A 21,244-nucleotide genomic window follows, 5' to 3' on the forward strand; every position below is an offset into this window, starting at 1 on the left:
CATTATTCTATCAAATTTTATGTATACTGACTACATTTCTTACAAGATAAAGGAGATATAATATAGGTAAATACTCCAATAAAAAAATGTTCGTTTTGGACAGAAAGAGTATATTTCAGCATAAGTTCATGCTATAATCAGAATGGCTTGAAATGCATATTATTTTTTTTGAGGAGGAGAGACATGATTTACGTGTCTTTAATTGCAGCATTCGTTGCTTCCATTTTGTTAACTCCACTAGTTAAGCGCTTAGCGTTCAGAATAGGTGCTGTTGATGCGCCAAATTATCGAAAAGTCCATGCAAGAATAATGCCTCGACTTGGTGGTCTGGCGATATTCCTTGCGTTTATAATAGGTGTAGCAATTTTATATCCATTTTTAATGAGTATTCAACAACCACTGAATACGGGGAAATATCTTTTAGCGTCAATTATTATTGGAGCAGTTATTATTGTTGCAACAGGTGTCGTTGATGATATGCGAGAAATATCAGCAAAGGCGAAAATGCTTGGTCAACTTGTGGCTGCGTTAATCGTTGTTTTTGTTGGTGGAATTCAAATTGACTTTATCACATTACCATTTGTTGGTGAATTGGATTTTGGCTTTTTAAGTATTCCTTTAACAATTCTTTGGATTGTTGGTATAACTAATGCCATTAATTTAATTGATGGTTTAGATGGACTAGCAGCAGGTGTTTCATCGATTGCACTTATTACTTTAGCATGTATGGCATTTATGTTGAGCAATATGTTTGTTCTGGCTATTGCGTCAATTTTAGCAGTAGCGACAATAGGCTTCTTATTTTATAATTTTCACCCAGCGAAAATTTTCATGGGGGATACAGGTGCATTATTTCTTGGATTTATGATATCCGTTTTAGCATTACTCGGTTTTAAAAACATAACAGTTATTACATTAATTATCCCGGTTATTATGCTAGGTGTACCGATTTCTGATACATTCTTTGCAATTGTACGTCGTGTACGTATGAAGAAAAAATGGTCAGATCCAGATAAATCACATTTACATCACCGTTTACTCGATATAGGCTTTACACATCGTCAAACGGTACTCATTATTTACGGAATTGCTATGATGTTCGGATTAGCGGCAATCATCTTCTCGATGGCAAAAGTATGGGGCGCTATTTTACTGATTACGGTCATTTTAGTGGCAATAGAAATTTTCGTTGAGGTAATCGGTTTGGCAGGTAAAAACTATAAACCGTTGCTGAATTTTGTACGAATCTTTAATAAGTGAAACAAAAGAAGTTATCATGTGTGTAGACACATGGTAACTTCTTTTGTTGTTATATAAGTGTTAAGGTCAGCGTTCGTCGAGGGGGATTTAGCATTCAGAGCAAACAATCATTGTTCACAGGGAAAGATTTATTTTTCACAGAAAAAACACCTCTCCTGAGAGAGGTGTCAGAGTGTCGACAAATTAATTTTCGAGCAGAAAATTGGTTTGGTCTGACGCTCTTTTACTTTTTTAAAAAGAATTTCTAAATCTAGAACACCTCAAGAAACACTGATATTAAAGGATTTTTAAAGTTACAGTTTAATTGCTGGATATTTGATTCAAATCAAAAATAGTAGACAAAGTCGAAAAAATCGACTTTGTCTACAGTCTGACACCTCTCCTGAGAGAGGTGTTTTAAATTTATTGTGCAGGGTCTTTCGTGGAAGAATCGTCTTCAATAGCAGAGCTTTCAGTCCCTGTTTTAGCATTTGTCAAACTTGAAGAAGACTCCTCTTTCTTTAATCCAAGATGATTTTTTAGTGTGTTTGTCACTTCTTCGATTGAATTTTTATCCAGTTGATAATAGTATACGCCAGTAGACTGATCATCTAAACCATCTAAAGTTAAAGAATCGATACGTGGCATTCCTTGTGATAAGAAGGAAAGGAATGATTTCATTTCATCGAAAGTCATATCTGTTTTCATATTATTACCAAGAGCCTTAATGACATCGTCGTATTTCGTAATCGAGCCGACAGAAGTCACTTGTTTAATGATTGCAGTTAAAATTTCTTGTTGACGTTTACCACGTTCAATATCGTTATCTTGTTTACGTGTACGAGCGAGTGCTAATGCTTGACGACCATTCAAGTGCTGTAAGCCAGGTTGAAGCTTCACGGTATTACGGTCGAATTCATCTTTTTCATTAAGTGCATACGGAACTTCTGCTTCAATCCCACCAAGTGCATCGACGACATCAATAAAGGCATTGAAATTCATACGAACATAGTAATTGATTGGTATATCAAATAGTTTCTCTACTGTTTCAATTGTTGTAAGTGTGCCACCATAAGCATGCGCATGCGTAATTTTATCATTATAGCCAACTTTAGGGATGTAGACGTAAGAATCACGAGGGATACTTAGCATTTTAATTGTTTTCGTTGTATTATTTAATGTTGCTAAAACAAGTGCATCGGAACGAGAGTTTTCAGAACCTTGTCCACGATTTTCACTGTCGTCCACACCAACAAATAAAATTGATACATTATCGTTAACTGGTGTTACTTTTTCTTCACGCAGTGCTGGTACATTTCGACCCTCTAAAGCTTCGAAGGATTCATCCGCTGCATACTTAACTTGTTTTGTGATATATACGCCATAAGCTGTAGCACAGATCAGTAAACTTGCTACGAGTAGTAACGTAGTTTTTATTATTAACGAAAATTTAGAAGACTTTCTCTTTTTTGTACTTATTCTTTTCATATAGTAATTATTCTCCTCTAAGTATGGGAATCCTGTATTGCTAGTATTGTAAAAATAGTTCAATATTAAAAGTATACTATGTTAGTTCTGTATTCGACAATTAAAATTGTCTAGTTCACATTAAATTCGATAAAATGTGCATGTTCAAAAGTGACAATTGCTTGTCCATTTGTCATTTCAGTTATCCATTTTCGAAACGCCTCTTCACGTTCTTTTAATACAGACACAATGATTTCAACCCCGTCTAAATAGTGAATGTTCTCCAAAGTATAATCAGAACTTCGGATTTCATTTTCAACTTTTCCTAGCCATGTGTAGTCAATAGCAATTTTCATAGAGTGATGCACTTTACGTTCGACAACTTGTGCAGCAAGGAGCCCTTCTGTCGTTGCTTTACCATATGCACGAATTAGACCTCCGCCGCCAAGCTTAATGCCTCCGAAATAGCGTGTGACAACAACAACTGTGTCTTTCAATCCTTGTTTTTTCAACACTTCTAGCATAGGGACGCCGGCTGTACCACTAGGTTCCCCATCATCGTTAGCTTTTTGGATATGATCATGCTCCCCAATAATATAGGCAGAGCAATTATGCGTTGCTTGATGATGCATTTTTTTTATACGATCTATGAATAAGAGTGCATCTTCTTCCGTTTCTGCACGTTCAATATAAGTAAGGAATCGAGACTTGGAAATAATGATTTCGCTTTCTCCGTAACCTTTAACAGTTAGATAATTTTCTCGCATATGTGAAAGCCTCCTGTAGAATAAATTGAATTTCAATTAATTAGTAAAGAAAAAACATTAAATTTTATGGTTGAGATGCTATAATAAGAATAGACTACTTAATTTACATAGAATGAAAAGCAATTAGTTATTTTTTTTGAACGAATAAGGTAAAAAGACTGGAGAGTACTTTATGTTTTCAACTGAAACTTTCGATCTAAAGTCGCTTGATGGCGTATTCAATCGAATGTTAGAGACAATTATGAGCTCTAAAGATGATATCTTCATTATAAGCGAACAAAGCCGTAGAAGCTTCGAAGATATGCAAAAAGAGTTAGAAATTGTTCGGAAACACATATCTGTTGTCATCGATGAAGGCGATGCTCTAGAGAAAAATACGCAACTTGCTAAACAACGGCTCGTCTTAGTCAGTAAAGCTTTTAATAATTATACCGAAGAACAAGTTAGGGATGCATACGAAACAGCCAATGATTTTCAAGTGAAGCTCTCAGTTAGTAAAACACAGGAAAAGCAATTACGCGATAAGAGAGATGATTTGGAAAGACGATTAAAAAGTTTGCTGGATACAATCGAACGTGCTGATCATATTGTCAATCAAGTAAATGTCGTTTTAAAGTATTTAACATCAGATTTGAAACATGTTGGTTTAGCATTAGAGCAAGCAAAACTAAAGCAAGATTTTGGTATTCGTATTATCACAGCTCAAGAAGAAGAGCGTAAACGATTATCGCGAGAAATACATGATGGCCCAGCACAAATGATGGCCAATGTATTGATGCGTACAGATTTAATTGAAAGAACGTACCGCGAAAAAGGAATTGAACAAGCTATTGCAGAAATTGCAGATTTGAAAAAAACGGTGCGTAATGCACTATCGGAAGTACGTCGTATTATTTACGATTTACGTCCAATGGCACTCGATGATCTAGGAATTGTGCCAACGCTAAAAAAATATGTATCGACAGTGACAGAGTATAATCCAGGGGTGTCGATTCATTTCCAATCTAGAAGTACTGAACAGCGTATTCCATCAAACTATGAGGTATCCATCTTCCGACTTGTCCAAGAATGCGTGACGAACGCAATGAAGCATGGTAAATCGAAAGATATTTGGGTGAAACTTGAATGGTTAAAAAACTCTGTCAATATTGTTATTAAAGATGATGGTGTTGGGTTTGATACGCAAGTAGTCAAAGACAATTCTTTCGGTATTATTGGCATGCGAGAGCGTATCGAATTACTTCATGGGAATATGTCTATTCAAAGTGAGTTAAATAGAGGTACAACGGTATTATTTAAAATACCACTAGAAACATAGTGAACTATCTTGTTGCAGAAATTTAGGGGGTAAAAGACTTATGACTAAAATTATTATTGTAGATGATCACCAACTATTCCGTGAAGGAGTAAAACGTATATTAGATTTCGAAGATACATTTGATGTTGTTGCTGAAGGTGATGATGGTACAGATGTAGTAAGTTTATATGCTGAGAATCGACCAGACGTTGTGTTAATGGATATCAATATGCCACGAAAAAATGGTGTGGAAGCAACGGCGGATTTAATCGTAGAATTTCCAGATGCAAAAGTTATTATGCTTTCCATCCATGATGATGAAACATATGTAACGCATGCATTAAAATCAGGTGCATTAGGGTATATGTTAAAAGAAATGGATGCGGATGAAATCGTTGAAGCGATTAAAGTTGTAGCAAACGGTGGTTCTTATTTACATCCAAAAGTAACGAAAAATTTAGTGGCTGAATTCCGCCGTCTTTCAGAACATGAAAATAAAGGGAACTTCCATCAAACTGAAATTCGTAGACCTTTCCACTTATTAACAAAACGTGAATGTGAAGTATTACAATTACTAACTGATGGTCAATCAAATCGTACAATTGGTGAGACGCTATTCATTTCAGAAAAAACAGTGAAAAACCATGTTTCTAGCATTTTACAAAAAATGAATGTAAACGACCGTACACAAGCAGTTGTGACAGCTATTAAAAATGGTTGGGTGGAAGTACGATAATTGCATAGAATATGATTAAAAGCTGTTTTTAAAAGCTACTCTAGTATAGAGTAGTTTTTAAAACAGTTTTTTATTGTATTGATAATGAAATGAAAGGGCTCCATTCACTTACCTATAATGAGGTGTGTGCTAAATCTAGTATATGTTTTGGTAATGGCCCAATAAATATGCAACAAATTTCTTTAAAAAGCGTCACAGTGAAAGATGGTAAGTTCCGATTAATAAAACGCAACTAAATTCCTATTAAAGATTATTACTTGTTTATATGCTACAATATTGCGCGGGAGGTTTTGATATGTTGAAGAAAAGTATATTGGCGGTTTTATCCTTATTAATGTTAACTGCCTGTAGTGATAAAGATGATGAATTAACCGCTGAAGAAAGACAGCAAATAATTGATGACGGTACAATTGGATTTGAAGAGGTAGACGGAAATGTTACAAAAGCTGAAAATATCCCAGTTGATGAAGAACAAGCTATATTAGCGGCGTTTGACGAATATATAGTAGCATTAGATGGAGAAGATATTGAGCGTTACTTGCAAGTAATCTCAAAGAACCCAAAAGGTTTTGACCTTGACGAAGACAAGGAAAAGATTAAGGAAGCTTTTGAAAAGAATGATGTCCAACGCGAGGTTAAAGATACGGTAATTATAAAATATAGTGAAAATGAAGCGCATGTCCATGCAAAAATAACTGCGCGTTTATTAGAAATAGAAACGAACGCTCAACTTGAAGATACCCGTCGCCAAGTTACGGTTTTTGTTAAAGAAGATGGCAATTGGAAAGTAACGAGTATCTTTGCCTATAGTGGAGATAACCCAAATGCGAGTATGAGTAATTAATCGAAAAAAAAGCTTTTATTTCTTTAAAAAAAGACAAGAAAGCATAAAGTTTTATCTGTGACTAAATGGAAGTGACAATCTCTCCAAATCGTATCGATATTTTAGGTGAGTGATGAAAATGCATTGTCATTTTAGGTCATTTAATGCTTTCTTCTATACATAGTGAATGAATGTGAGATGAAAGTTAGATTTCGTTTCACATTCATTTCTTTATACGGTAAACTATGAGACATAGGAGAGTGGAAATTCATGAGAACGGCAGTCGTTACAGACAGTACCGCATATACAACACCAGAGGAACGATCACGCTTAAATATTCGCATGATTCCTTTGAGTGTAAACATAGCTGGAGAGTTATTTGCGGAAGAAGTAGATATTACAGCATCTGAATTTTACAATAAAGTACGTGGTACAAAGGAATTTCCCAAAACAACACAACCACCGATTGGCGAGTTTGTAGCTCTATATGAGGAACTCAGCAAGGATTATGATGAGGTGGTATCTATTCACTTATCGAGTGGCATAAGTGGTACATATCAAGGAGCGGTCCAAGCCGGCGAAATGGTCGAAGGCATTGATGTGTTTGCATTTGATAGTGAAATCTCTTGCGCAGTGCAAGGCTTTTATGTATTACGCGCAGCAGAGATGGCTGCAGAGGGCGCATCAGCGAAAGAAATTATGGATGCATTAGTGGACATGCAACAATCCGTTCGTGCTTACTTCATTGTAGATGACTTAGCTCACTTGCAACGTGGCGGTCGTTTGTCTTCGGCGGCGGCATTAATCGGCGGCTTATTACAGGTAAAGCCTGTGTTACATTTTGTAGATAAAGTAATTGTGCCGTTTGAAAAAATTCGCACACGTAAGAAGGCATTGAAACGAGCGGAAGAATTATTAGCAGAGGATGCTAATAAATATGAAGCAATGGATGCGGTTGTGATTCATGGAAACTGCAAGGAAGAGGCAGAAGTATGGATGGCACAACTTGCAGCAAGCTACCCGGATATTAATTTTAAACTGAGCTATTTTGGCCCTGTTATTGGTACGCACTTAGGTGAAGGTGCAATGGGTCTTGGTTGGACGAAAAAGTAATTTTAAAGCGAAAGCAGTCTCTACATACTTTGTGGGGGCTGCTTTTTTGCATATTATGGGGGAATTGCAGATAGAACGGTGAACATCGCCGATAAAACCGCGACAATGGCTGATAGAAAGATATTCAAACAGAGGAAGGAGTAAAGTAGATGAAATATAAAGGTTGGCTATTGCCACCAGCATTGCGAGATTTTTTTATGGGACGAATTTGGTTAAAGAATCATGCACCTTTTCACGAAAGCGATATAAAAAAAGCAATCGAACGACACTATTTTCAAGTAATAGAAGGGATTCAGCAACAACCTACCCTAAAATGCATGCGATGTCACAATGAAGATTTACAACAATTTACGCATTTTGACTGTTCGGTATGTCAAAAAATCTGTGTATATTGTCGACATTGCTTGAATATGGGACGAATTAGTTGTTGTACAAAACTATTACTTTGGCGAGGATCAAAAGTATGCAAACAAAGGAAACATCAATTTGTATGGACAGGTCAATTTACTCCCCTGCAACAGCAAGCTGCGGATGAAATGTTAGAAAGTGTGAAGCATCAACGAAATCATCTAGTGAATGCGGTTTGCGGGGCGAGGAATGAAAACGGAACTTCTCAAACAGAGAGATTCCATTCAAATTCAATATCTTTGCCATCTATTACAATCCCGTTCAACACTTTCTCTACAATAACCCTCTTAGCTTCGAAATCAAGCGTTTTGAAGTTTCCTATACTTTCTCTTATCTCTTCAACCGTAACAGCTTGCTGTTGATTTTGAGCTTCCTGTGACTGTTCTAATACTATGTTTTCTTTTTCTTTATTCAATTTATTAATTTTAGTATCTAAAACCTTTTTATCTATATCACCTTCGGCATACAAATCGATAAGGCGATTAATTTTTTCATCTAATCGTTTGATTGCTAATGCGTAATTTTTAGTTGTTCGAGTATTAGTTTCTGAAATTTCTTTTGTCGCTATCGCCATTTGCAATTGTGATAAAAATACATTTTCTATCTCTTCATTTTTCCAAGTTTCATTAAAGCATTTTTCATCGTATTCACTTGGCAACCTTCTAGCGCGACAAATATATGACCTTACATAATAATTCCCTTTAGTTTTATTTTCAACCCTGTAACTATAGGTAGTGTAAGCCTCCCCGCAATTACCACAAGTGATTAGTCCACTAAACAAGCTTTCTTTTACCTTGCCAGCGTTCGCGCCTTTTGGATGACGAGAGAGTATGACTTGTACACGTTCAAATTGTTCTGTAGATATAATTGGCTCGTGCAATCCTGGGTAATAATTATCTTTATATCGTACTTCACCAATATATAATCTATTCCCGAGGATTTGACGTATTGTACCGAATTTCCTTCTTACATACCCTTCTTCTTTTAACACTTTCTGAATTTTTGTTATCGAATGATATTGTTCATACAAGTCGAAAATCCTTTGCACTTTTTTTCCTTCAATTTCATCAATCACCATGACTTCATCATCTTCTACTTTTTTATAGCCTGTCGGCATATAGTTACCACTTGCTAGACGATACCCGGCTTGGATGCGCTTTTCAATACCGCCACGCATGCGTTCAGTGATTGTAGCACGCTCTAATTCTGCAAATACAGCTAATATACCAATCATAGCCATGCCAAAAGGCGTTGTAGTATCTAACGTTTCTGACACGCTTACAAAGGCTACATCATTCTTTAAAAAGTAATCCTGTATAAGTGTCATCGTATCTCTTTGAGAGCGTGAGAGGCGGTCTAAACGGTAAACCATAATAACGTCAAATTCATCCAACCTCGATAACAAATTTTGTAGTGCTGGTCTTTCCATGTTAGACCCACTATAGGCAGCGTCAACAAACTTATCTGTTACTTCCCATCCTTTAGATTTGCATGTAGCTTCCATTCGCTCAACTTGTATTTCGATACTGTAATTTCCGTCTTGTGAACTTGTGCTATATCGGCTGTATAAAGCTACTCTCTTTTTGTCCTCCACAATCATCCCTCCGTAAATATAAAGAAAGAGCAGCGGATGAGCTACTCAAAATTTTAATTGCAAACGTTTCTAATCAAAAGCATGGATCTGTGAAGTATTTTACAACCTTACCATGTATCCTAATAGAACTCTCTAAATTCTCTAACCGTATAACATATTGTCTGAATGACCTATCAGATGAATCTGGACTGAATATTACTTCAGCATTTTCTGTGTCGATAAATATTCTTTTTACAGAGTATTCGTTATCACCGTTACTAAATACTACTATGTCGTCATTTTTCAAAGCACTTAATTCGATTGGTTTTACTGCTAAAATAGAACCGTTTACGAATATGTTATTCATGGAATCACCATTTGCTTTTAAAAAGTAAATATCTTGATGATTAGCCCATTTACCCATAAAAACATCTGGCAATGTAATCTTTTGAACATCTTCTTCACAAATTCCTTCTACACTACTTGGCAATCCAGCTGCTACTGGTACGTCAATAAAGTCGTATGAAGTTGAAAATGAAAGCGGATCTTCGATTTGCCACCCCATTAAATAAGCGGGAGGCACATCATACAGCATTGCTAACTGCTCAATCGTCTCTAATTTTAGGTTTTTGATATTGCCACTTTCGTACCTTTGTACTGTAGCTTCGGTTTTACCTAAAACTTCACCAACAAAAGCTAACGTAAGGTTTCTCTTTTGCCTAGCCTTACGTAATCTGTTTCCTACATCCATTAATTTCACCCCCTTGCTTTGTTTATTATACAACAAACTTACGTAAAATGAAAGTTTGCTTTCAGGATTTTCAAAACTTACATATTTTTGTTGAAAGTTATTATTCTTCTTGCTACTATGAACTTACGCAAAACGAAAGTAGGTGATAATAATATGAAACCTAACATTAATTCAGAATTACTAGAGTCAAAGATGGTTTTAGCAGGTTTTAAATCAAGGAAGTCATTTGCTGAGGCGCTTGAGGTTTCAGACCACAGTGTTAGTAACCTTCTGAACAAGGTATATACTCCTTCATTCGATTTAATGAATAAGATATATTTACTACTAGAATTAAATCCTGAAGAAGGACATGAGATTTTTTTTGGTAATTACTTACGTAACACGAAAGTTAAGGTGGGGTGAATGAATGGGTTACAAAGTTACGATACCTTTTTTACAGATTGGAGATTACGCAGTCAGAACACCTGACGGATTGTCCGAACTGTTAGCTCCAATTTGGTTAGAAAAGGCTGATAACACAGAAATTGATGAATTTGCTTCTCAATTTACTTTCACAACATTTGTAAACGACGCAGGTAGATTAGTAACGAAGTGTATAAGAAAGAAGGTGATACCAATTGAAAATCCAACCAAAACAATGGCTGACACTATCGTTTGAGGTTAAGAAGGATTTGATTAAAAAGGCAATGGAAAAGACAGTAGCAATGCGTCAGAAGTAAATCTATCAATCTATTGGGAGGTTAAGTTGTAGTGGAAAAATCGAAAATAATACCTGCTGAAACAATGCAATGTACATGCAACGTGTGCAGTAAAGAATTTCACATAGAAATAGCTATTTATTGCACACGTTGTGGAACAAAGCTTGATTTGAAAAATGTTATTACTAGAACGGAATTTCATCAACCATCTTGAATTGTGATTGTTTAACTACTTCAACCTCTGGGTATTTCACTTCGACTAATTGCTCTTGATTGAAGAGTGAAGGTGAAGCGCATTTTGGACAATATGCAGCATCGGGTTCAAGAACGAATACTTCTTCATTTTCAAAGTCATGTTCAACAGGTTCGTTGATATCAGTAATAAATGCAGATGTTCCAGTACATTCATTACGAATAGGTGAACCGCATTGAGTGCAATAAATATGATCTTCAGTTAAATCGGTAATTTCATGATTGCATCTCAAACAATTTTTTAAGTATTTATTTTCATGAGTTTCTATCATTTTTTTACACCACCTTTCTACCAATAGTTTAACAGAAAGGAAATATAAGGAGGAATAAATATGAAAGCAGTATTAAACGTTAAAGGTACGAAGTTATCGGTTTTATCAATTCATTATCGTTCTACAGGAGAAATTGCTTCAATTTATGCAGCAGATGAAAATGGTCGTGAATCTCGCTATATTGAAAAGTCGCATAGTCAGTACGAGACGACACCACATGTAGCGTTGGATAGCTTAGAAGATGCGCTCGAATTCCCTGAGCATGAAGTAAGAATTGTGGAGGACCTACAACAACTTCTTAGTGATTCCAAAGATCATTTAACTGTATTAGAAAAACAAATTGTCCAAGAGGCATTATATTGTAACGGATTACCTTTTGGAGATAGCAATCTTCCTAATCTAGTAAAAGAACACAAGGAACATAGTGATTACATTGATGGCGTTGTATCAGCATTAGAGGTAGTAAAACGTGACAACTATGCGTGAGCAGTTGAAGCGTAAAAATGTCATTGATCAGTTGCGTAAGTATGACGTCCACACGATTGATGGACAACCACTTGGTAAGGTGAAGTATTCCGTATTACTCAAGACTTTAGCGCTTAAACGTGCTGCTGATAATTGAGGGGAGGTGATTGTGGATGAAAACAGTAAATGTTAACTATTTCAAACCAAGTGGCAAATGGTACACAAAAGAAACGGTTGAAATATCAGAGGATTTAAACGGTTATGAGGCATTATTTCATGAGTTACCAAAGCATCATCGAATTAAAGATATGTACATGTTAGTTCAGGATAGTAACGACAACAAAGAACCATATATAGTTCCACATCTATTTAAACCAATTTCAAATTAAGGAGGAATTTTCGTGAAAAGTACAGGTATCGTTCGTAAAGTCGATGAATTAGGTCGCTTAGTTATTCCAAAGGAGTTACGTCGCACATTAGGAATTAATGAAAGAGATTCTTTAGAAATCTATACAGATGATGACAAAATCATATTGAAGAAGTTTAAGTCTAACATGGAATGTGCTGTAACTGGAGAAGTATCTGAGGATAATTACATTTTGAATAATGGCGCTTTAATTCTTAGTCCAGAAGGTGCGGAAAAGTTAATTGCGGAAATTGAGCGAATTAAGTAGGTGACCATATGCGTATAGGCTACACACACGCAGAGTACGACAGAGAATCGGAATACTGGCAAGACATCGAAGATGCACAGAATGCCCAAATTGAGGCACAAAAAAACTTGTCAAAGGCTGCAACCAATGACAAGCATGTTGAAAAAATAAATCAAAATCAAATCACTGGTATTTTACCACAGGAGGATGCGAAATGACAAAGTTTAATGTTGGGGATAAGGTTCTACCTATTTCAAAATATGGCAAAAAAGAATTCCACTCGGTTGTATGGAAAAGAGCGAAGGAGAATAAACAAGACTTCATATTTGTTAGTGGTTTTCGCGGCGATATAATCATTTGCTCAAATGAAAAAACGGCCCGTGAAACTGGTGATTTCTTCAGAGAAATAGACTTGAGGTTATATAAAACCAAACCAACCAAAAACCAACGTATCACAGCACTCGAAAAAGAAGTATCTGAACTAAAGTTAATCGTCCATGAATTATGTGACCGTCCACAGTTAACGACGGTTGTTAACAATATACAGCAGCCTTCCACAAATAATACTGTGGAGGACATCATCGAATTTGAAGGGCAGCAATATCGCAAGGTTGATCGTGAAGCACGTGAGGGTGATGTTGTTATGTTTTCTGTTAATAACATTCATTACCGAAGTAACAAATCGTATAAAGTGATTCGGAATGTAGAATTCACAGATGAAGACGGAAAGGTAATATTTGTATACAACAAACTTAAACGTACACCTGAAAACGTAGACGTATACGAACTAATCAAAGCCGAACCATTATCACCAAATCAACAACGTGCTGAGATTATTTTGAAGGCTAAGGAGTTTGTAGTGGAAAACAAAAGCAAAATACACCCAGGTAATGGCGAAAGAACTACAGTTCGTTTCGTTGGAAATTTCACAGATATTTTAGAGTTCGTTGTAAATGTAGAAAAAAGAACAGTCGTCGCTTTGATAAAAGGGGTAGCAAGTGGTGACTTATATGCTAAAGGTATCGCCAAATGCAATCCATCTGACGTATTCAACGAACACATTGGCAAAGCTATCGCACTAGGACGAGCGCTAGGTCTAGATGTGAGTGAGTTTGAACAGGCTGTGCAGCCGACAGAAATTGTTAATGGAGCTATTTACGAAAGTGTGTACATTGACGGCACTATTAACTATAGAGAAGAAGCAAACGTAGGCTTAAATTTTGAATATGTTAACGAAAAATTGGAGCATGGAAGACGCGGAACCTTTAATTCTACAAATCACAACGCAAGAATCATCAACGATTCAAATGCTCAATATGGAGGTGTTGAATAAATGGCTAACAACTTAATCGAAAACGAAACAAAAGTATTTTACACAGTGCGTATTAAAGATGGTTTATTCGTTAAACATGCTGAAATGTATAGAGGTCGCATTGAATCGACTAAGACGACTAGAGAGGAAGATAGCGCTGAGGTATTTGCTAATGAATTAATTGCAAGTGAAGTCGCTTCTTATGTAGACGGTACGGTGACAAAACACACTCGAACAACGATTGTTACTGAAATCACAGAGGATGTTGTTCCGAAAGGGGATGCTAAGTAAATGGCTAATCCATTACGTGAATACGAACTTGAAGCGCCAGCACTCGAAATTGTGGAAGGCGAACAAACAGAAGAAATCAAACAACGCTATGAAATTACTAATCTTGAAAGTTTAAATTGGGCATTCCGTCAAATTGCTAATGCGCAAGCTGAGTTAAATAAAAATCAAGCGTTAGCAGATGTTGAAATTGACCGCATTAAACGTTGGCAAGAAGATGAATCGAAGTCTCATCTAAATACAGTGGAGTTTTTCCAACATTTAATTGCTGAGTATCATGCAAAAGAATTGGCAGAAAACCAAAAAAAGAAATCCATTTCTACACCATACGGTAAATCGAAATCGACTACTTCTTCAGCACAACCAGAAAAGCCGACTAAAGCTGATGAAGAAAAGTTATTAGTATTTGTAAAAGAGAATAACAAAAAGTTGATTAAAGTCACTGAGGAAGTGCAGTGGGGTGAATTCAAGAAAACGCTCAAAGTCGTTGAAATTGACGGTCTTGAAAAAGTTATTGATGAAAACGGACAAGATGTTCCAGGTGTAACTATTAAGCCTAAAAATACAACGTTTAAAGTTGAAACAGTATAGGAGGAAAAACACATGAAGAAATTACTCAATCAAAAAGAACAATGGTACGCAGATACATTGCCGGAAGCAAAAGAAATCGTAAATGAAGCACAGGAAAAAGGCAATTTAACTTCACAAAAAATCACAGGAAAAAGCAATAAGTTTGGTCCGTATAATTTAGTGGATTTAACGTTTAGTTATGAAACACCGCGAAACCTTATGGAAGAACGCGAAGATGGTGCGCCAGAAGGTCAAATGGATATGGATGATATGCATGAAGGTGTACCATATACAGTCGATTCAGGTGGTGGAGTTACGATGGAAAATACTGATGAAGAACTTCAGGGATTCGAAGATCCATTTGAAGAAAAGGAAGATGAAGAAAAGAAAGAAGATGTTACTGATGAGGAATTACCATATTAATAGATTAGGAGTGTGGAAGGCAATATGAAAATTTCAAGTGCAACTGATATACAAATAGATGCTTCAACGTTTTTACTCTATGCTCCACCTGGTATGGGCAAGACGTCCACTATCAAATATTTAGATGGCAAAACGCTATATGTCCCACTTGATAAAACGCATTCGGTCTTAAAGGGGTGCGAGGATATCGACATTGTGGATTTCAATAGCCACAAGGCATGGGAAGAATGGAATGCGCTCATGCGAGATTTAGCACGTACCGACCTATCAAAATACGACAATCTTGTGTTTGATAATATTTCAGAATTAACTCGTTCTATGCTTGGTAATTTAGGGCGTGACGGCAAAAACAACCGAGTGCCATCGATGGCGAACTATCAACAAATTGATTTTTTCATCATCGATAGTGTTCGCTTTATTCAAACGTTAGGAAAACGAGTGGTATTCACCGCATGGGAAACAACTGATAAATGGGAGTTGCCAAGTGGTCAAGCAGTAAACCGTTCATATCCGGACATGCGAGACAAGATTTTGAATAACTTCATGGGTCTATGTCATGTAGTCGGTAAGCTGGTCATTAATCCTGAAACGCAAAAGCGTGGATTTATTTTAGAACCAACTGATTTTTTATTCGCTAAGAATCAATTGGATAATCGTAAGGCATGTTCGCAAGAAGATATTTTCAAGGTTGGCCATGTGCCTTCCACAGATAATAAGGGGGAAAAATAATTATGTCATTCAAAATTAATTTCGATTCGGAAAACGTATCATCAGGTGAATTTCAATTAGTAGCAGAGGGTAAGTATGAAGCTTCAATCATCAATGCAGAGGCCAAAGAGTGGCAAGGTCAATATTCAATCGGATTTGATGTTGAAATTCGCTCAGACGTTGAACAAAAGCATCAAGGGGCAAAAGTTCTTTATAACACACTTTATTTAAGTAGTACTAACCCTGAATACGCCGAAAATACGGAAAAGAAAAGAAATTCATTCTTAGTGGCTTGTGGTTATAGTGGTAAGCAAAGCCTTGAGTTAGCTGAAGTGGTTAAAAATATTATAGGAAAATCTGTATTGGTGTATATCAAGCATGTGGAAGATAAAAACGATAAGGAGCGTAAATATCCACGTGTTTCATTTGTTGCTGAATCTAAAGTTAATCCGCCTCAACCAAGTGCGCCACCAATTATTGTCGGCGAAGGGGATCTTCCATTCTAATTAAAATTTCATAGAGAGGTCTGTTTTTAGCGGACTTCTCTATTTTTATACCTAAAAACAGAAGAAAGGGTGACAAATATGGTCAAAGAAATACCGTTACAAAATGGAATGGTCGCTCTTATAGATGATGAGGATTATGAGAAGGTAATTAGATACACTTGGTCTGTGCATACATCCAAGGGCATTCCGATGATCTCCAACGCAAAAAAAGGTTATATGAGCAGATTCATAATGGGCGTTGTAGATAGCAATAAAATAGTGATTTTTCGAAATGGAGATAAATTTGATTTAAGGAAAGTGAATCTTATTGTCGGTGATTCAGATGTGAAAAACCGTGTAAGAAAAGGTAATAAAAAATCTACTTCAAAATATAGAGGTGTTTGTTGGGATAAGAGTCGCTCTAAGTGGAAAGCGACTATAGAAGTAGATGGAAGAACTATTCATTTAGGTAGATTCGATAACGAGGACACGGCAGCAAAAATATATAACGAAGCAGCTTTAGAATATTTTGGGGAAAACGCATTTCAGAATTCAATCGGAACAGATAATTCAGCGCTTGAATTTAATTTCGAGAAAGGGTCGCAAAAAAGAACTAAAGATTTGGAGTATAGAGGTGTGTATAAAAGTCACTTAAAATGGTTAGCGAAATGCAGTCATTTATATTTAGGTTTATATGATAGTTCCGCTTTAGCTGCTAAAGCCTATGACCAAAAAGCATATGAATTGTATGGTGATAAAGCAATCTTAAACTTTCCGGAATTAATAGAAGAATATAAGGTGACTCAATAATGAAAGAACACTATGACTTTAACTCTATACCTTCGGAATTAAAATCACTTCCCCAGTGGATTTTATGGCGCAGTGAGGAACGGAATGGCAAGCCGACAAAGGTTCCATACCAAGCAAATGGTGAAATGGCTCAGGCTAATAACCGGAGGACCTGGTCCACTTTCGCGACGGCAGTTAAATTCTATTTAGAGGGCGACTACGATGGAATCGGTTTCGTTTTTAGTAGACAAGATAATTATATTGGAATCGACTTGGACAAGTGTGTTGTGGATGGAAAACCAAATGCATTCGCAACAGAAATTATTGATACGTTAGATAGCTACACAGAGTTTTCGCCAAGTGAAAAAGGGCTTCACATTATCATTCGAGGTAACCTTCCGCAATCTGTTTTAGGTACTGGACGTAAAAATACTAAGCACGGTTTGGAAATTTACTCATACGGAAGGTTTTTTACCTTTACTGGAAATCGTGAAAATTCGAATAAAATCTATGAACGTACTGATGAGCTTGCAGAGGTATTCGAGCAATATTTCGACGATAGTGACATTCAAGGTCGTGTCAACTTGGCAGAGTTTGAAAAGGATGAAATCAAGCTATCAAATGAATCACTTTGGGAAAAGATGTTTCGTTCTAAGAACGGTGATGAGATTAAAGCCTTGTACAACGGCAACCTTATAAATGAAGATCCATCAGCATCGGATTTGTCACTATGTAACCATCTTGCATTTTGGACAGGTAAATCAGCAACACGAATGGATGCAATGTTCCGCGAAACCGGTTTAGCGCGTGATAAATGGGATGTTATTCATTTCCGTGATACGAATGAAACCTATGGCGAAAGAACGATTGCAACAGCCATTTCTTCTACTACCACAACTGTGTTGGACCACAAACATGAAGAAGAGTATGCAGAATTTAACTTTGACTTCCACAGTGATGCAGTAGCAGCGGATGAAGTGGAGAAGGCTAAAAAGAAATTTCGATTAAATGAATTGGGAAATGCTGAACGTATCGCATATGAATACGGTCATGTTATTCGATACGTTAGTGGTTCAGACCATTGGTATATCTGGGACGGCAAACGATGGCACATCGATAGCAAGAAGCAAATTGAACGCATTGCAAATAAGGTATTACGTGAACTCGAAAAATCCGATGATGAAATGGAATCAAAGTGGGCGCGTAGTTGCGGAAAGAGGAATATACGCATGAATAGTATTAAGGATTTAATGCCATTAGTGCCGGCTGAGCGTGAAGAATTTGATCGTCATAAATTTTTGTTCAATGTCGAAAACGGCATTATAAATTTAAAGGACGCCAAGTTGCAGCAACATGATCGTGACTTTAAATTATCCAAGATAACAAATGTCATTTTTGATGAAAAAGCTGAATGTCCGACATGGATAAATTTCTTGAATCAGATATTTAAAAATGATGCTGAACTAATCGACTATATGCAACGTTTGGTCGGTTACAGTTTGACTGGCGATATTAGTGAGCAGGGAATGTATTTTTTGGTCGGTGGCGGTTCAAATGGTAAGTCTACATTTATTAATATTATTAAAAATTTGATGGGTGATTATGGTGCTCAAACAAATTCGAATACGTTTATTAAAAAGAAATCTGATGGTGCAAATAACGATATCGCAAGGTTAGCCAACGCACGTTTTGTATCAGCTGTAGAGAGTGAAGAAGGTGAGAAATTACAGGAGTCGCTAGTTAAAACAATCACAGGTGGAGAACCGATTTTAGCACGTTTTTTACGACAAGAATTCTTTGAATTTATTCCAGAGTTTAAAGTTTTCTTCACAACAAACCACAAACCCATCATTGGCGGGGTAGATGAAGGGATTTGGCGCCGTGTCAAAATCATACCATTTACGCTAAATCTAAAGCCTCATGAACGTGATAAAAAATTGGAAGAAAAATTATCTCTTGAAATGAGTGGAATCTTAAATTGGGCGTTGGAGGGTTGTATCGAGTGGCAGCAGTCGGGGATAAAAGAACCAAAAGTTGTTATGGATGCAACAGGTAATTACAAAGCTGAAATGGATATTCTAGCACCATTTTTAGATGAAATGTGTTATACCGACGAACCTAAAAATGAAGCAATTCGTATCGAGGCAAAAGAACTATACAACGTTTATGACCGTTGGTGCTCGCAATCAGGGGAGCGTCAAATTGGAAACCGTTCATTTTATCGAATGCTCGAAACAAAAGGATTTGGAAAAACGAAAGGTGCAGGAAATAAAACGTTTTTAACGGGAATTACCTTAAATGAACGAAAACCTGTTACCAAAGGCGTTACCGAAAACGCAAAAACAGGCGGTTTTAAGCTATCCTATTAACTGCTTTGAGTGTTGAATAACTTTTAATAACTTTTCAAAAAATCAGCCATACCAAGGGTTAACGGAGTGTTATTTAAACCTTTAGTTACTATAGTTATTTATTTTTATATTAATTAAAAAAATAAAAAATATATATAAGGGTTATATAGAGCAGTAATGCCAAAACCCAATAACGAAATTAACTATTTTCTTTCAAACCCTTGTGGCTGTAAGGTTGAATCGAGTTATTGTTTAATAACTTTCGTTAACTTATAGGTGTTTTGTTAACTTTCAATAACTAGGTGGTGGGAATAATTGGTTTTACATGTTTTATCGCTAATTTGGAAAAGTGGCGCTGAAATATATCGTGATGAATCGGATGGGCGACTAGCGTTGAAAAATGCGAAGTTGGTACCAGCTGATGTATTAAAAGCTGCTAATCCAATTTTTCCGAAAATCGAAGAATGGTTTAAATCATGGGAAGGTGCAAAATCAATAGACATTACGATTAAAAAGATACTGCATCATAACTGTGGATGGCAGGCAAACGAAAAATTAAACGATTGGATATGTAGCGATGAGGGATCATTACAACTGTGGATGGCGTGGCAAGAGGTTATGGCTAAAAACGGTTGGAAAGATATTTACTCTGACTACAGACAATTTGAAAATAACGAATCAAATTCTATAAAACAAAAAATTTATGAACGGGCTATTTTATACGCTAATCAAAATAAGTGATTTGCAGTCGATTCTAGACGTTTTAGCACAATGGTGATAAATATATCCAACTTTTAAATAGAACGTGCGTACGGTTCTGATAATGAGCAAAAACGAGGGGGTTAAGAGAATGAGAGAGATTAAGTTTCGCGCTTGGGAAATTCTTAGTCTTGAAATGGGTATGATGCGACCTGTTAGATGTATAAATTTTGGTAGAGAAGTGGTTGATTTTGATGGCGTGTCTACAAATTATTTAAAAAATACAAAACTTATGCAATACACAGGCTTAAAGGACAAGAACGGCAAGGAGATTTATGAGGGGGATATAATCCGTTTCACTAATGGGATAGACGAAGTATATGAGGAAGTAGGCACAGTCATTTTTGATTTAGAAGAGTGTGGATATAAAGCACAATATATCGATGATGGTGTTACACGCTGTATTTACCTTATAAACCCGAAAGTCTTCGCTGATAAATATACAGAAATTACGTATGAAATAATCGGCAACATTTACGAAAATCCTGAATTGCTAGGTGATTCACAATGATTCACTACCATTACACAGACACCGAACTAAACAAAATTCTAAAAACACTTACGATTGTAGTGGATACGCGCGAACAAGTAAATGGCCATATCATGGATTATTTACGCAGCAAGGATGTGCCAATCAAATTGAAAAAGCTAGACACTGGCGATTATGGAGCAATGATTCCGAGAAATGAAGAGCTTGGTATTCAACGTGATATTTATTTAAATAGTCGAGTTGAGCGTAAAGCCAGTGTAGACGAGATTGTAGACAACCTTGGTAAAGACGAACGGACACGCTTTGAAAATGAATTAATAAGGTCACAAAGCGCACCATTCACTTTGCTTTTAGAAGATCCAGAGGGCTACAAAAAAATACTAAACGGAACCTACAGAAGTAAATACGACCCACTTGCATTACTTGGCTCGTTGAATACTTTCAAGGCTCGTTACGGCTTTGAAATTGTCTACTTAGATAATAAGTTTAGTGGGAATTTTATTTATTATCACTTTTACTATCAGATGAAAAACTATCTAAAGAGAGGGGTATTTTGAC

General features: G+C 36.3%; 28 protein-coding genes. 23 read left to right on the forward strand and 5 right to left on the reverse strand.

The window, feature by feature from the left end; all coding sequences use genetic code 11:
• Positions 1–183: 183 nt before the first annotated feature.
• On the forward strand, positions 184–1,260 hold the full coding sequence (locus ACIQZG_RS04285) for a glycosyltransferase family 4 protein (protein WP_402753930.1): 1,077 nt from the start codon (positions 184–186) through the stop codon (positions 1,258–1,260).
• 402 nt (positions 1,261–1,662) lie between these two features.
• Here the strand turns inward: ACIQZG_RS04285 and ACIQZG_RS04290 are convergent, their stop codons facing one another.
• Together ACIQZG_RS04290 and ACIQZG_RS04295 are read right to left on the reverse strand one after the other, a co-directional pair.
• Positions 1,663–2,727: an LCP family protein gene (locus ACIQZG_RS04290; protein ID WP_402753931.1), complete on the reverse strand. Its 1,065-nt coding sequence runs from the start codon at positions 2,725–2,727 to the stop codon at positions 1,663–1,665.
• Between the two features lie 110 nt (positions 2,728–2,837).
• Complete coding sequence (locus tag ACIQZG_RS04295; RefSeq protein WP_402753932.1) at positions 2,838–3,473, reverse strand: YigZ family protein; 636 nt, start codon at positions 3,471–3,473, stop codon at positions 2,838–2,840.
• Between the two features lie 172 nt (positions 3,474–3,645).
• On the opposite strand from ACIQZG_RS04295, the gene ACIQZG_RS04300 reads away from it, so the two are divergent.
• The 4 genes from ACIQZG_RS04300 (at position 3,646) to ACIQZG_RS04315 (ending at position 7,442) form a co-directional block, all read left to right on the forward strand.
• Positions 3,646–4,791, forward strand: coding sequence for a sensor histidine kinase (locus tag ACIQZG_RS04300; RefSeq protein WP_402753933.1), 1,146 nt, complete (start codon positions 3,646–3,648; stop codon positions 4,789–4,791).
• 40 nt (positions 4,792–4,831) lie between these two features.
• Positions 4,832–5,506 (forward strand): response regulator, encoded by a 675-nt coding sequence (locus ACIQZG_RS04305; RefSeq protein ID WP_402753934.1) that lies wholly within the window; start codon positions 4,832–4,834, stop codon positions 5,504–5,506.
• Between the two features lie 295 nt (positions 5,507–5,801).
• On the forward strand, positions 5,802–6,350 hold the full coding sequence (locus ACIQZG_RS04310; RefSeq protein WP_402753935.1) for a Cif family virulence factor: 549 nt from the start codon (positions 5,802–5,804) through the stop codon (positions 6,348–6,350).
• 249 nt (positions 6,351–6,599) lie between these two features.
• Positions 6,600–7,442, forward strand: a complete 843-nt coding sequence (locus tag ACIQZG_RS04315) for a DegV family protein (RefSeq protein WP_402753936.1) — start codon at positions 6,600–6,602, stop codon at positions 7,440–7,442.
• Between the two features lie 613 nt (positions 7,443–8,055).
• Here the strand turns inward: ACIQZG_RS04315 and ACIQZG_RS04320 are convergent.
• A complete protein-coding gene (locus tag ACIQZG_RS04320) occupies positions 8,056–9,444 on the reverse strand; it encodes a recombinase family protein (protein WP_402753937.1) in 1,389 nt (462 codons plus the stop codon).
• Between the two features lie 73 nt (positions 9,445–9,517).
• Positions 9,518–10,174 (reverse strand): XRE family transcriptional regulator, encoded by a 657-nt coding sequence (locus tag ACIQZG_RS04325; protein ID WP_402753938.1) that lies wholly within the window; start codon positions 10,172–10,174, stop codon positions 9,518–9,520.
• A gap of 117 nt (positions 10,175–10,291) precedes the next feature.
• Here ACIQZG_RS04325 and ACIQZG_RS04330 point away from each other — a divergent pair, with 117 nt between their 5' ends.
• Both ACIQZG_RS04330 and ACIQZG_RS04335 read left to right on the forward strand, forming a co-directional pair.
• Positions 10,292–10,576 carry a helix-turn-helix domain-containing protein gene (locus ACIQZG_RS04330; RefSeq protein ID WP_402753939.1) on the forward strand — a complete coding sequence of 95 codons (285 nt, stop codon included), beginning with the start codon at positions 10,292–10,294 and terminating at the stop codon, positions 10,574–10,576.
• 4 nt (positions 10,577–10,580) lie between these two features.
• Entirely contained in the window at positions 10,581–10,832 is a 252-nt protein-coding gene (locus ACIQZG_RS04335; RefSeq protein WP_402753940.1) for a hypothetical protein, read from the forward strand.
• Between the two features lie 225 nt (positions 10,833–11,057).
• Here the strand turns inward: ACIQZG_RS04335 and ACIQZG_RS04340 are convergent, their stop codons facing one another.
• Entirely contained in the window at positions 11,058–11,396 is a 339-nt protein-coding gene (locus ACIQZG_RS04340; RefSeq protein ID WP_402753941.1) for a hypothetical protein, read from the reverse strand.
• A gap of 60 nt (positions 11,397–11,456) precedes the next feature.
• On the opposite strand from ACIQZG_RS04340, the gene ACIQZG_RS04345 reads away from it, so the two are divergent.
• The 16 genes from ACIQZG_RS04345 (at position 11,457) to ACIQZG_RS04420 (ending at position 21,243) form a co-directional block, all read left to right on the forward strand.
• Positions 11,457–11,882 carry a hypothetical protein gene (locus tag ACIQZG_RS04345; protein WP_402753942.1) on the forward strand — a complete coding sequence of 142 codons (426 nt, stop codon included), beginning with the start codon at positions 11,457–11,459 and terminating at the stop codon, positions 11,880–11,882.
• Positions 11,866–12,018: a hypothetical protein gene (locus tag ACIQZG_RS04350; protein WP_402753943.1), complete on the forward strand. Its 153-nt coding sequence runs from the start codon at positions 11,866–11,868 to the stop codon at positions 12,016–12,018. The genes ACIQZG_RS04345 and ACIQZG_RS04350 overlap by 17 nt, the downstream gene beginning before the upstream one ends.
• 16 nt (positions 12,019–12,034) lie before the next feature.
• Positions 12,035–12,250, forward strand: a complete 216-nt coding sequence (locus ACIQZG_RS04355; protein WP_402753944.1) for a hypothetical protein — start codon at positions 12,035–12,037, stop codon at positions 12,248–12,250.
• 12 nt (positions 12,251–12,262) lie between these two features.
• Positions 12,263–12,535 (forward strand): transition state genes transcriptional regulator AbrB, encoded by a 273-nt coding sequence (locus ACIQZG_RS04360; protein WP_402753945.1) that lies wholly within the window; start codon positions 12,263–12,265, stop codon positions 12,533–12,535.
• 8 nt (positions 12,536–12,543) lie between these two features.
• Entirely contained in the window at positions 12,544–12,732 is a 189-nt protein-coding gene (locus ACIQZG_RS04365; RefSeq protein ID WP_402753946.1) for a hypothetical protein, read from the forward strand.
• On the forward strand, positions 12,729–13,847 hold the full coding sequence (locus ACIQZG_RS04370) for a hypothetical protein (protein WP_402753947.1): 1,119 nt from the start codon (positions 12,729–12,731) through the stop codon (positions 13,845–13,847). The genes ACIQZG_RS04365 and ACIQZG_RS04370 overlap by 4 nt, the downstream gene beginning before the upstream one ends.
• Positions 13,848–14,117 carry a hypothetical protein gene (locus tag ACIQZG_RS04375; protein WP_402753948.1) on the forward strand — a complete coding sequence of 90 codons (270 nt, stop codon included), beginning with the start codon at positions 13,848–13,850 and terminating at the stop codon, positions 14,115–14,117.
• Complete coding sequence (locus ACIQZG_RS04380) at positions 14,118–14,705, forward strand: host-nuclease inhibitor Gam family protein (RefSeq protein ID WP_402753949.1); 588 nt, start codon at positions 14,118–14,120, stop codon at positions 14,703–14,705.
• A 12-nt stretch (positions 14,706–14,717) separates the two neighbouring features.
• Complete coding sequence (locus ACIQZG_RS04385) at positions 14,718–15,107, forward strand: organic solvent tolerance protein OstA (protein WP_402753950.1); 390 nt, start codon at positions 14,718–14,720, stop codon at positions 15,105–15,107.
• A 24-nt stretch (positions 15,108–15,131) separates the two neighbouring features.
• On the forward strand, positions 15,132–15,836 hold the full coding sequence (locus ACIQZG_RS04390) for an AAA family ATPase (RefSeq protein WP_402753951.1): 705 nt from the start codon (positions 15,132–15,134) through the stop codon (positions 15,834–15,836).
• A gap of 2 nt (positions 15,837–15,838) precedes the next feature.
• Positions 15,839–16,321 carry a DUF669 domain-containing protein gene (locus ACIQZG_RS04395; protein ID WP_402753952.1) on the forward strand — a complete coding sequence of 161 codons (483 nt, stop codon included), beginning with the start codon at positions 15,839–15,841 and terminating at the stop codon, positions 16,319–16,321.
• 78 nt (positions 16,322–16,399) lie between these two features.
• Positions 16,400–17,110 (forward strand): AP2 domain-containing protein, encoded by a 711-nt coding sequence (locus ACIQZG_RS04400; protein WP_402753953.1) that lies wholly within the window; start codon positions 16,400–16,402, stop codon positions 17,108–17,110.
• Entirely contained in the window at positions 17,110–19,458 is a 2,349-nt protein-coding gene (locus tag ACIQZG_RS04405) for a phage/plasmid primase, P4 family (protein WP_402753954.1), read from the forward strand. Before ACIQZG_RS04400 ends, ACIQZG_RS04405 begins: the two co-directional genes overlap by 1 nt.
• 294 nt (positions 19,459–19,752) lie before the next feature.
• Positions 19,753–20,178, forward strand: a complete 426-nt coding sequence (locus ACIQZG_RS04410; RefSeq protein ID WP_402753955.1) for a hypothetical protein — start codon at positions 19,753–19,755, stop codon at positions 20,176–20,178.
• 109 nt (positions 20,179–20,287) lie between these two features.
• Positions 20,288–20,707 (forward strand): YopX family protein, encoded by a 420-nt coding sequence (locus tag ACIQZG_RS04415; RefSeq protein ID WP_402753956.1) that lies wholly within the window; start codon positions 20,288–20,290, stop codon positions 20,705–20,707.
• A complete protein-coding gene (locus tag ACIQZG_RS04420; protein WP_402753957.1) occupies positions 20,704–21,243 on the forward strand; it encodes an ERCC4 domain-containing protein in 540 nt (179 codons plus the stop codon). Before ACIQZG_RS04415 ends, ACIQZG_RS04420 begins: the two co-directional genes overlap by 4 nt.
• Position 21,244 lies beyond the last annotated feature (1 nt).

Source organism: Lysinibacillus sp. NPDC096418, from assembly GCF_044762775.1.
Classification (GTDB): domain Bacteria; phylum Bacillota; class Bacilli; order Bacillales_A; family Planococcaceae; genus Lysinibacillus.

Bases quoted from the DNA above. Each gene is read 5' to 3' on its own strand.
- ACIQZG_RS04285 (WP_402753930.1), top strand. From the start codon at position 184: ATGATTTACGTGTCTTTAATTGCAGCATTCGTTGCTTCCATTTTGTTA.
- ACIQZG_RS04290 (WP_402753931.1), bottom strand. From the start codon at position 2,727: ATGAAAAGAATAAGTACAAAAAAGAGAAAGTCTTCTAAATTTTCGTTA.
- ACIQZG_RS04295 (WP_402753932.1), bottom strand. From the start codon at position 3,473: ATGCGAGAAAATTATCTAACTGTTAAAGGTTACGGAGAAAGCGAAATC.
- ACIQZG_RS04300 (WP_402753933.1), top strand. From the start codon at position 3,646: ATGTTTTCAACTGAAACTTTCGATCTAAAGTCGCTTGATGGCGTATTC.
- ACIQZG_RS04305 (WP_402753934.1), top strand. From the start codon at position 4,832: ATGACTAAAATTATTATTGTAGATGATCACCAACTATTCCGTGAAGGA.
- ACIQZG_RS04310 (WP_402753935.1), top strand. From the start codon at position 5,802: ATGTTGAAGAAAAGTATATTGGCGGTTTTATCCTTATTAATGTTAACT.
- ACIQZG_RS04315 (WP_402753936.1), top strand. From the start codon at position 6,600: ATGAGAACGGCAGTCGTTACAGACAGTACCGCATATACAACACCAGAG.
- ACIQZG_RS04325 (WP_402753938.1), bottom strand. From the start codon at position 10,174: ATGGATGTAGGAAACAGATTACGTAAGGCTAGGCAAAAGAGAAACCTT.
- ACIQZG_RS04330 (WP_402753939.1), top strand. From the start codon at position 10,292: ATGAACTTACGCAAAACGAAAGTAGGTGATAATAATATGAAACCTAAC.
- ACIQZG_RS04335 (WP_402753940.1), top strand. From the start codon at position 10,581: ATGGGTTACAAAGTTACGATACCTTTTTTACAGATTGGAGATTACGCA.
- ACIQZG_RS04340 (WP_402753941.1), bottom strand. From the start codon at position 11,396: ATGATAGAAACTCATGAAAATAAATACTTAAAAAATTGTTTGAGATGC.
- ACIQZG_RS04345 (WP_402753942.1), top strand. From the start codon at position 11,457: ATGAAAGCAGTATTAAACGTTAAAGGTACGAAGTTATCGGTTTTATCA.
- ACIQZG_RS04355 (WP_402753944.1), top strand. From the start codon at position 12,035: ATGAAAACAGTAAATGTTAACTATTTCAAACCAAGTGGCAAATGGTAC.
- ACIQZG_RS04365 (WP_402753946.1), top strand. From the start codon at position 12,544: ATGCGTATAGGCTACACACACGCAGAGTACGACAGAGAATCGGAATAC.
- ACIQZG_RS04370 (WP_402753947.1), top strand. From the start codon at position 12,729: ATGACAAAGTTTAATGTTGGGGATAAGGTTCTACCTATTTCAAAATAT.
- ACIQZG_RS04375 (WP_402753948.1), top strand. From the start codon at position 13,848: ATGGCTAACAACTTAATCGAAAACGAAACAAAAGTATTTTACACAGTG.
- ACIQZG_RS04380 (WP_402753949.1), top strand. From the start codon at position 14,118: ATGGCTAATCCATTACGTGAATACGAACTTGAAGCGCCAGCACTCGAA.
- ACIQZG_RS04385 (WP_402753950.1), top strand. From the start codon at position 14,718: ATGAAGAAATTACTCAATCAAAAAGAACAATGGTACGCAGATACATTG.
- ACIQZG_RS04390 (WP_402753951.1), top strand. From the start codon at position 15,132: ATGAAAATTTCAAGTGCAACTGATATACAAATAGATGCTTCAACGTTT.
- ACIQZG_RS04395 (WP_402753952.1), top strand. From the start codon at position 15,839: ATGTCATTCAAAATTAATTTCGATTCGGAAAACGTATCATCAGGTGAA.
- ACIQZG_RS04400 (WP_402753953.1), top strand. From the start codon at position 16,400: ATGGTCAAAGAAATACCGTTACAAAATGGAATGGTCGCTCTTATAGAT.
- ACIQZG_RS04405 (WP_402753954.1), top strand. From the start codon at position 17,110: ATGAAAGAACACTATGACTTTAACTCTATACCTTCGGAATTAAAATCA.
- ACIQZG_RS04415 (WP_402753956.1), top strand. From the start codon at position 20,288: ATGAGAGAGATTAAGTTTCGCGCTTGGGAAATTCTTAGTCTTGAAATG.
- ACIQZG_RS04420 (WP_402753957.1), top strand. From the start codon at position 20,704: ATGATTCACTACCATTACACAGACACCGAACTAAACAAAATTCTAAAA.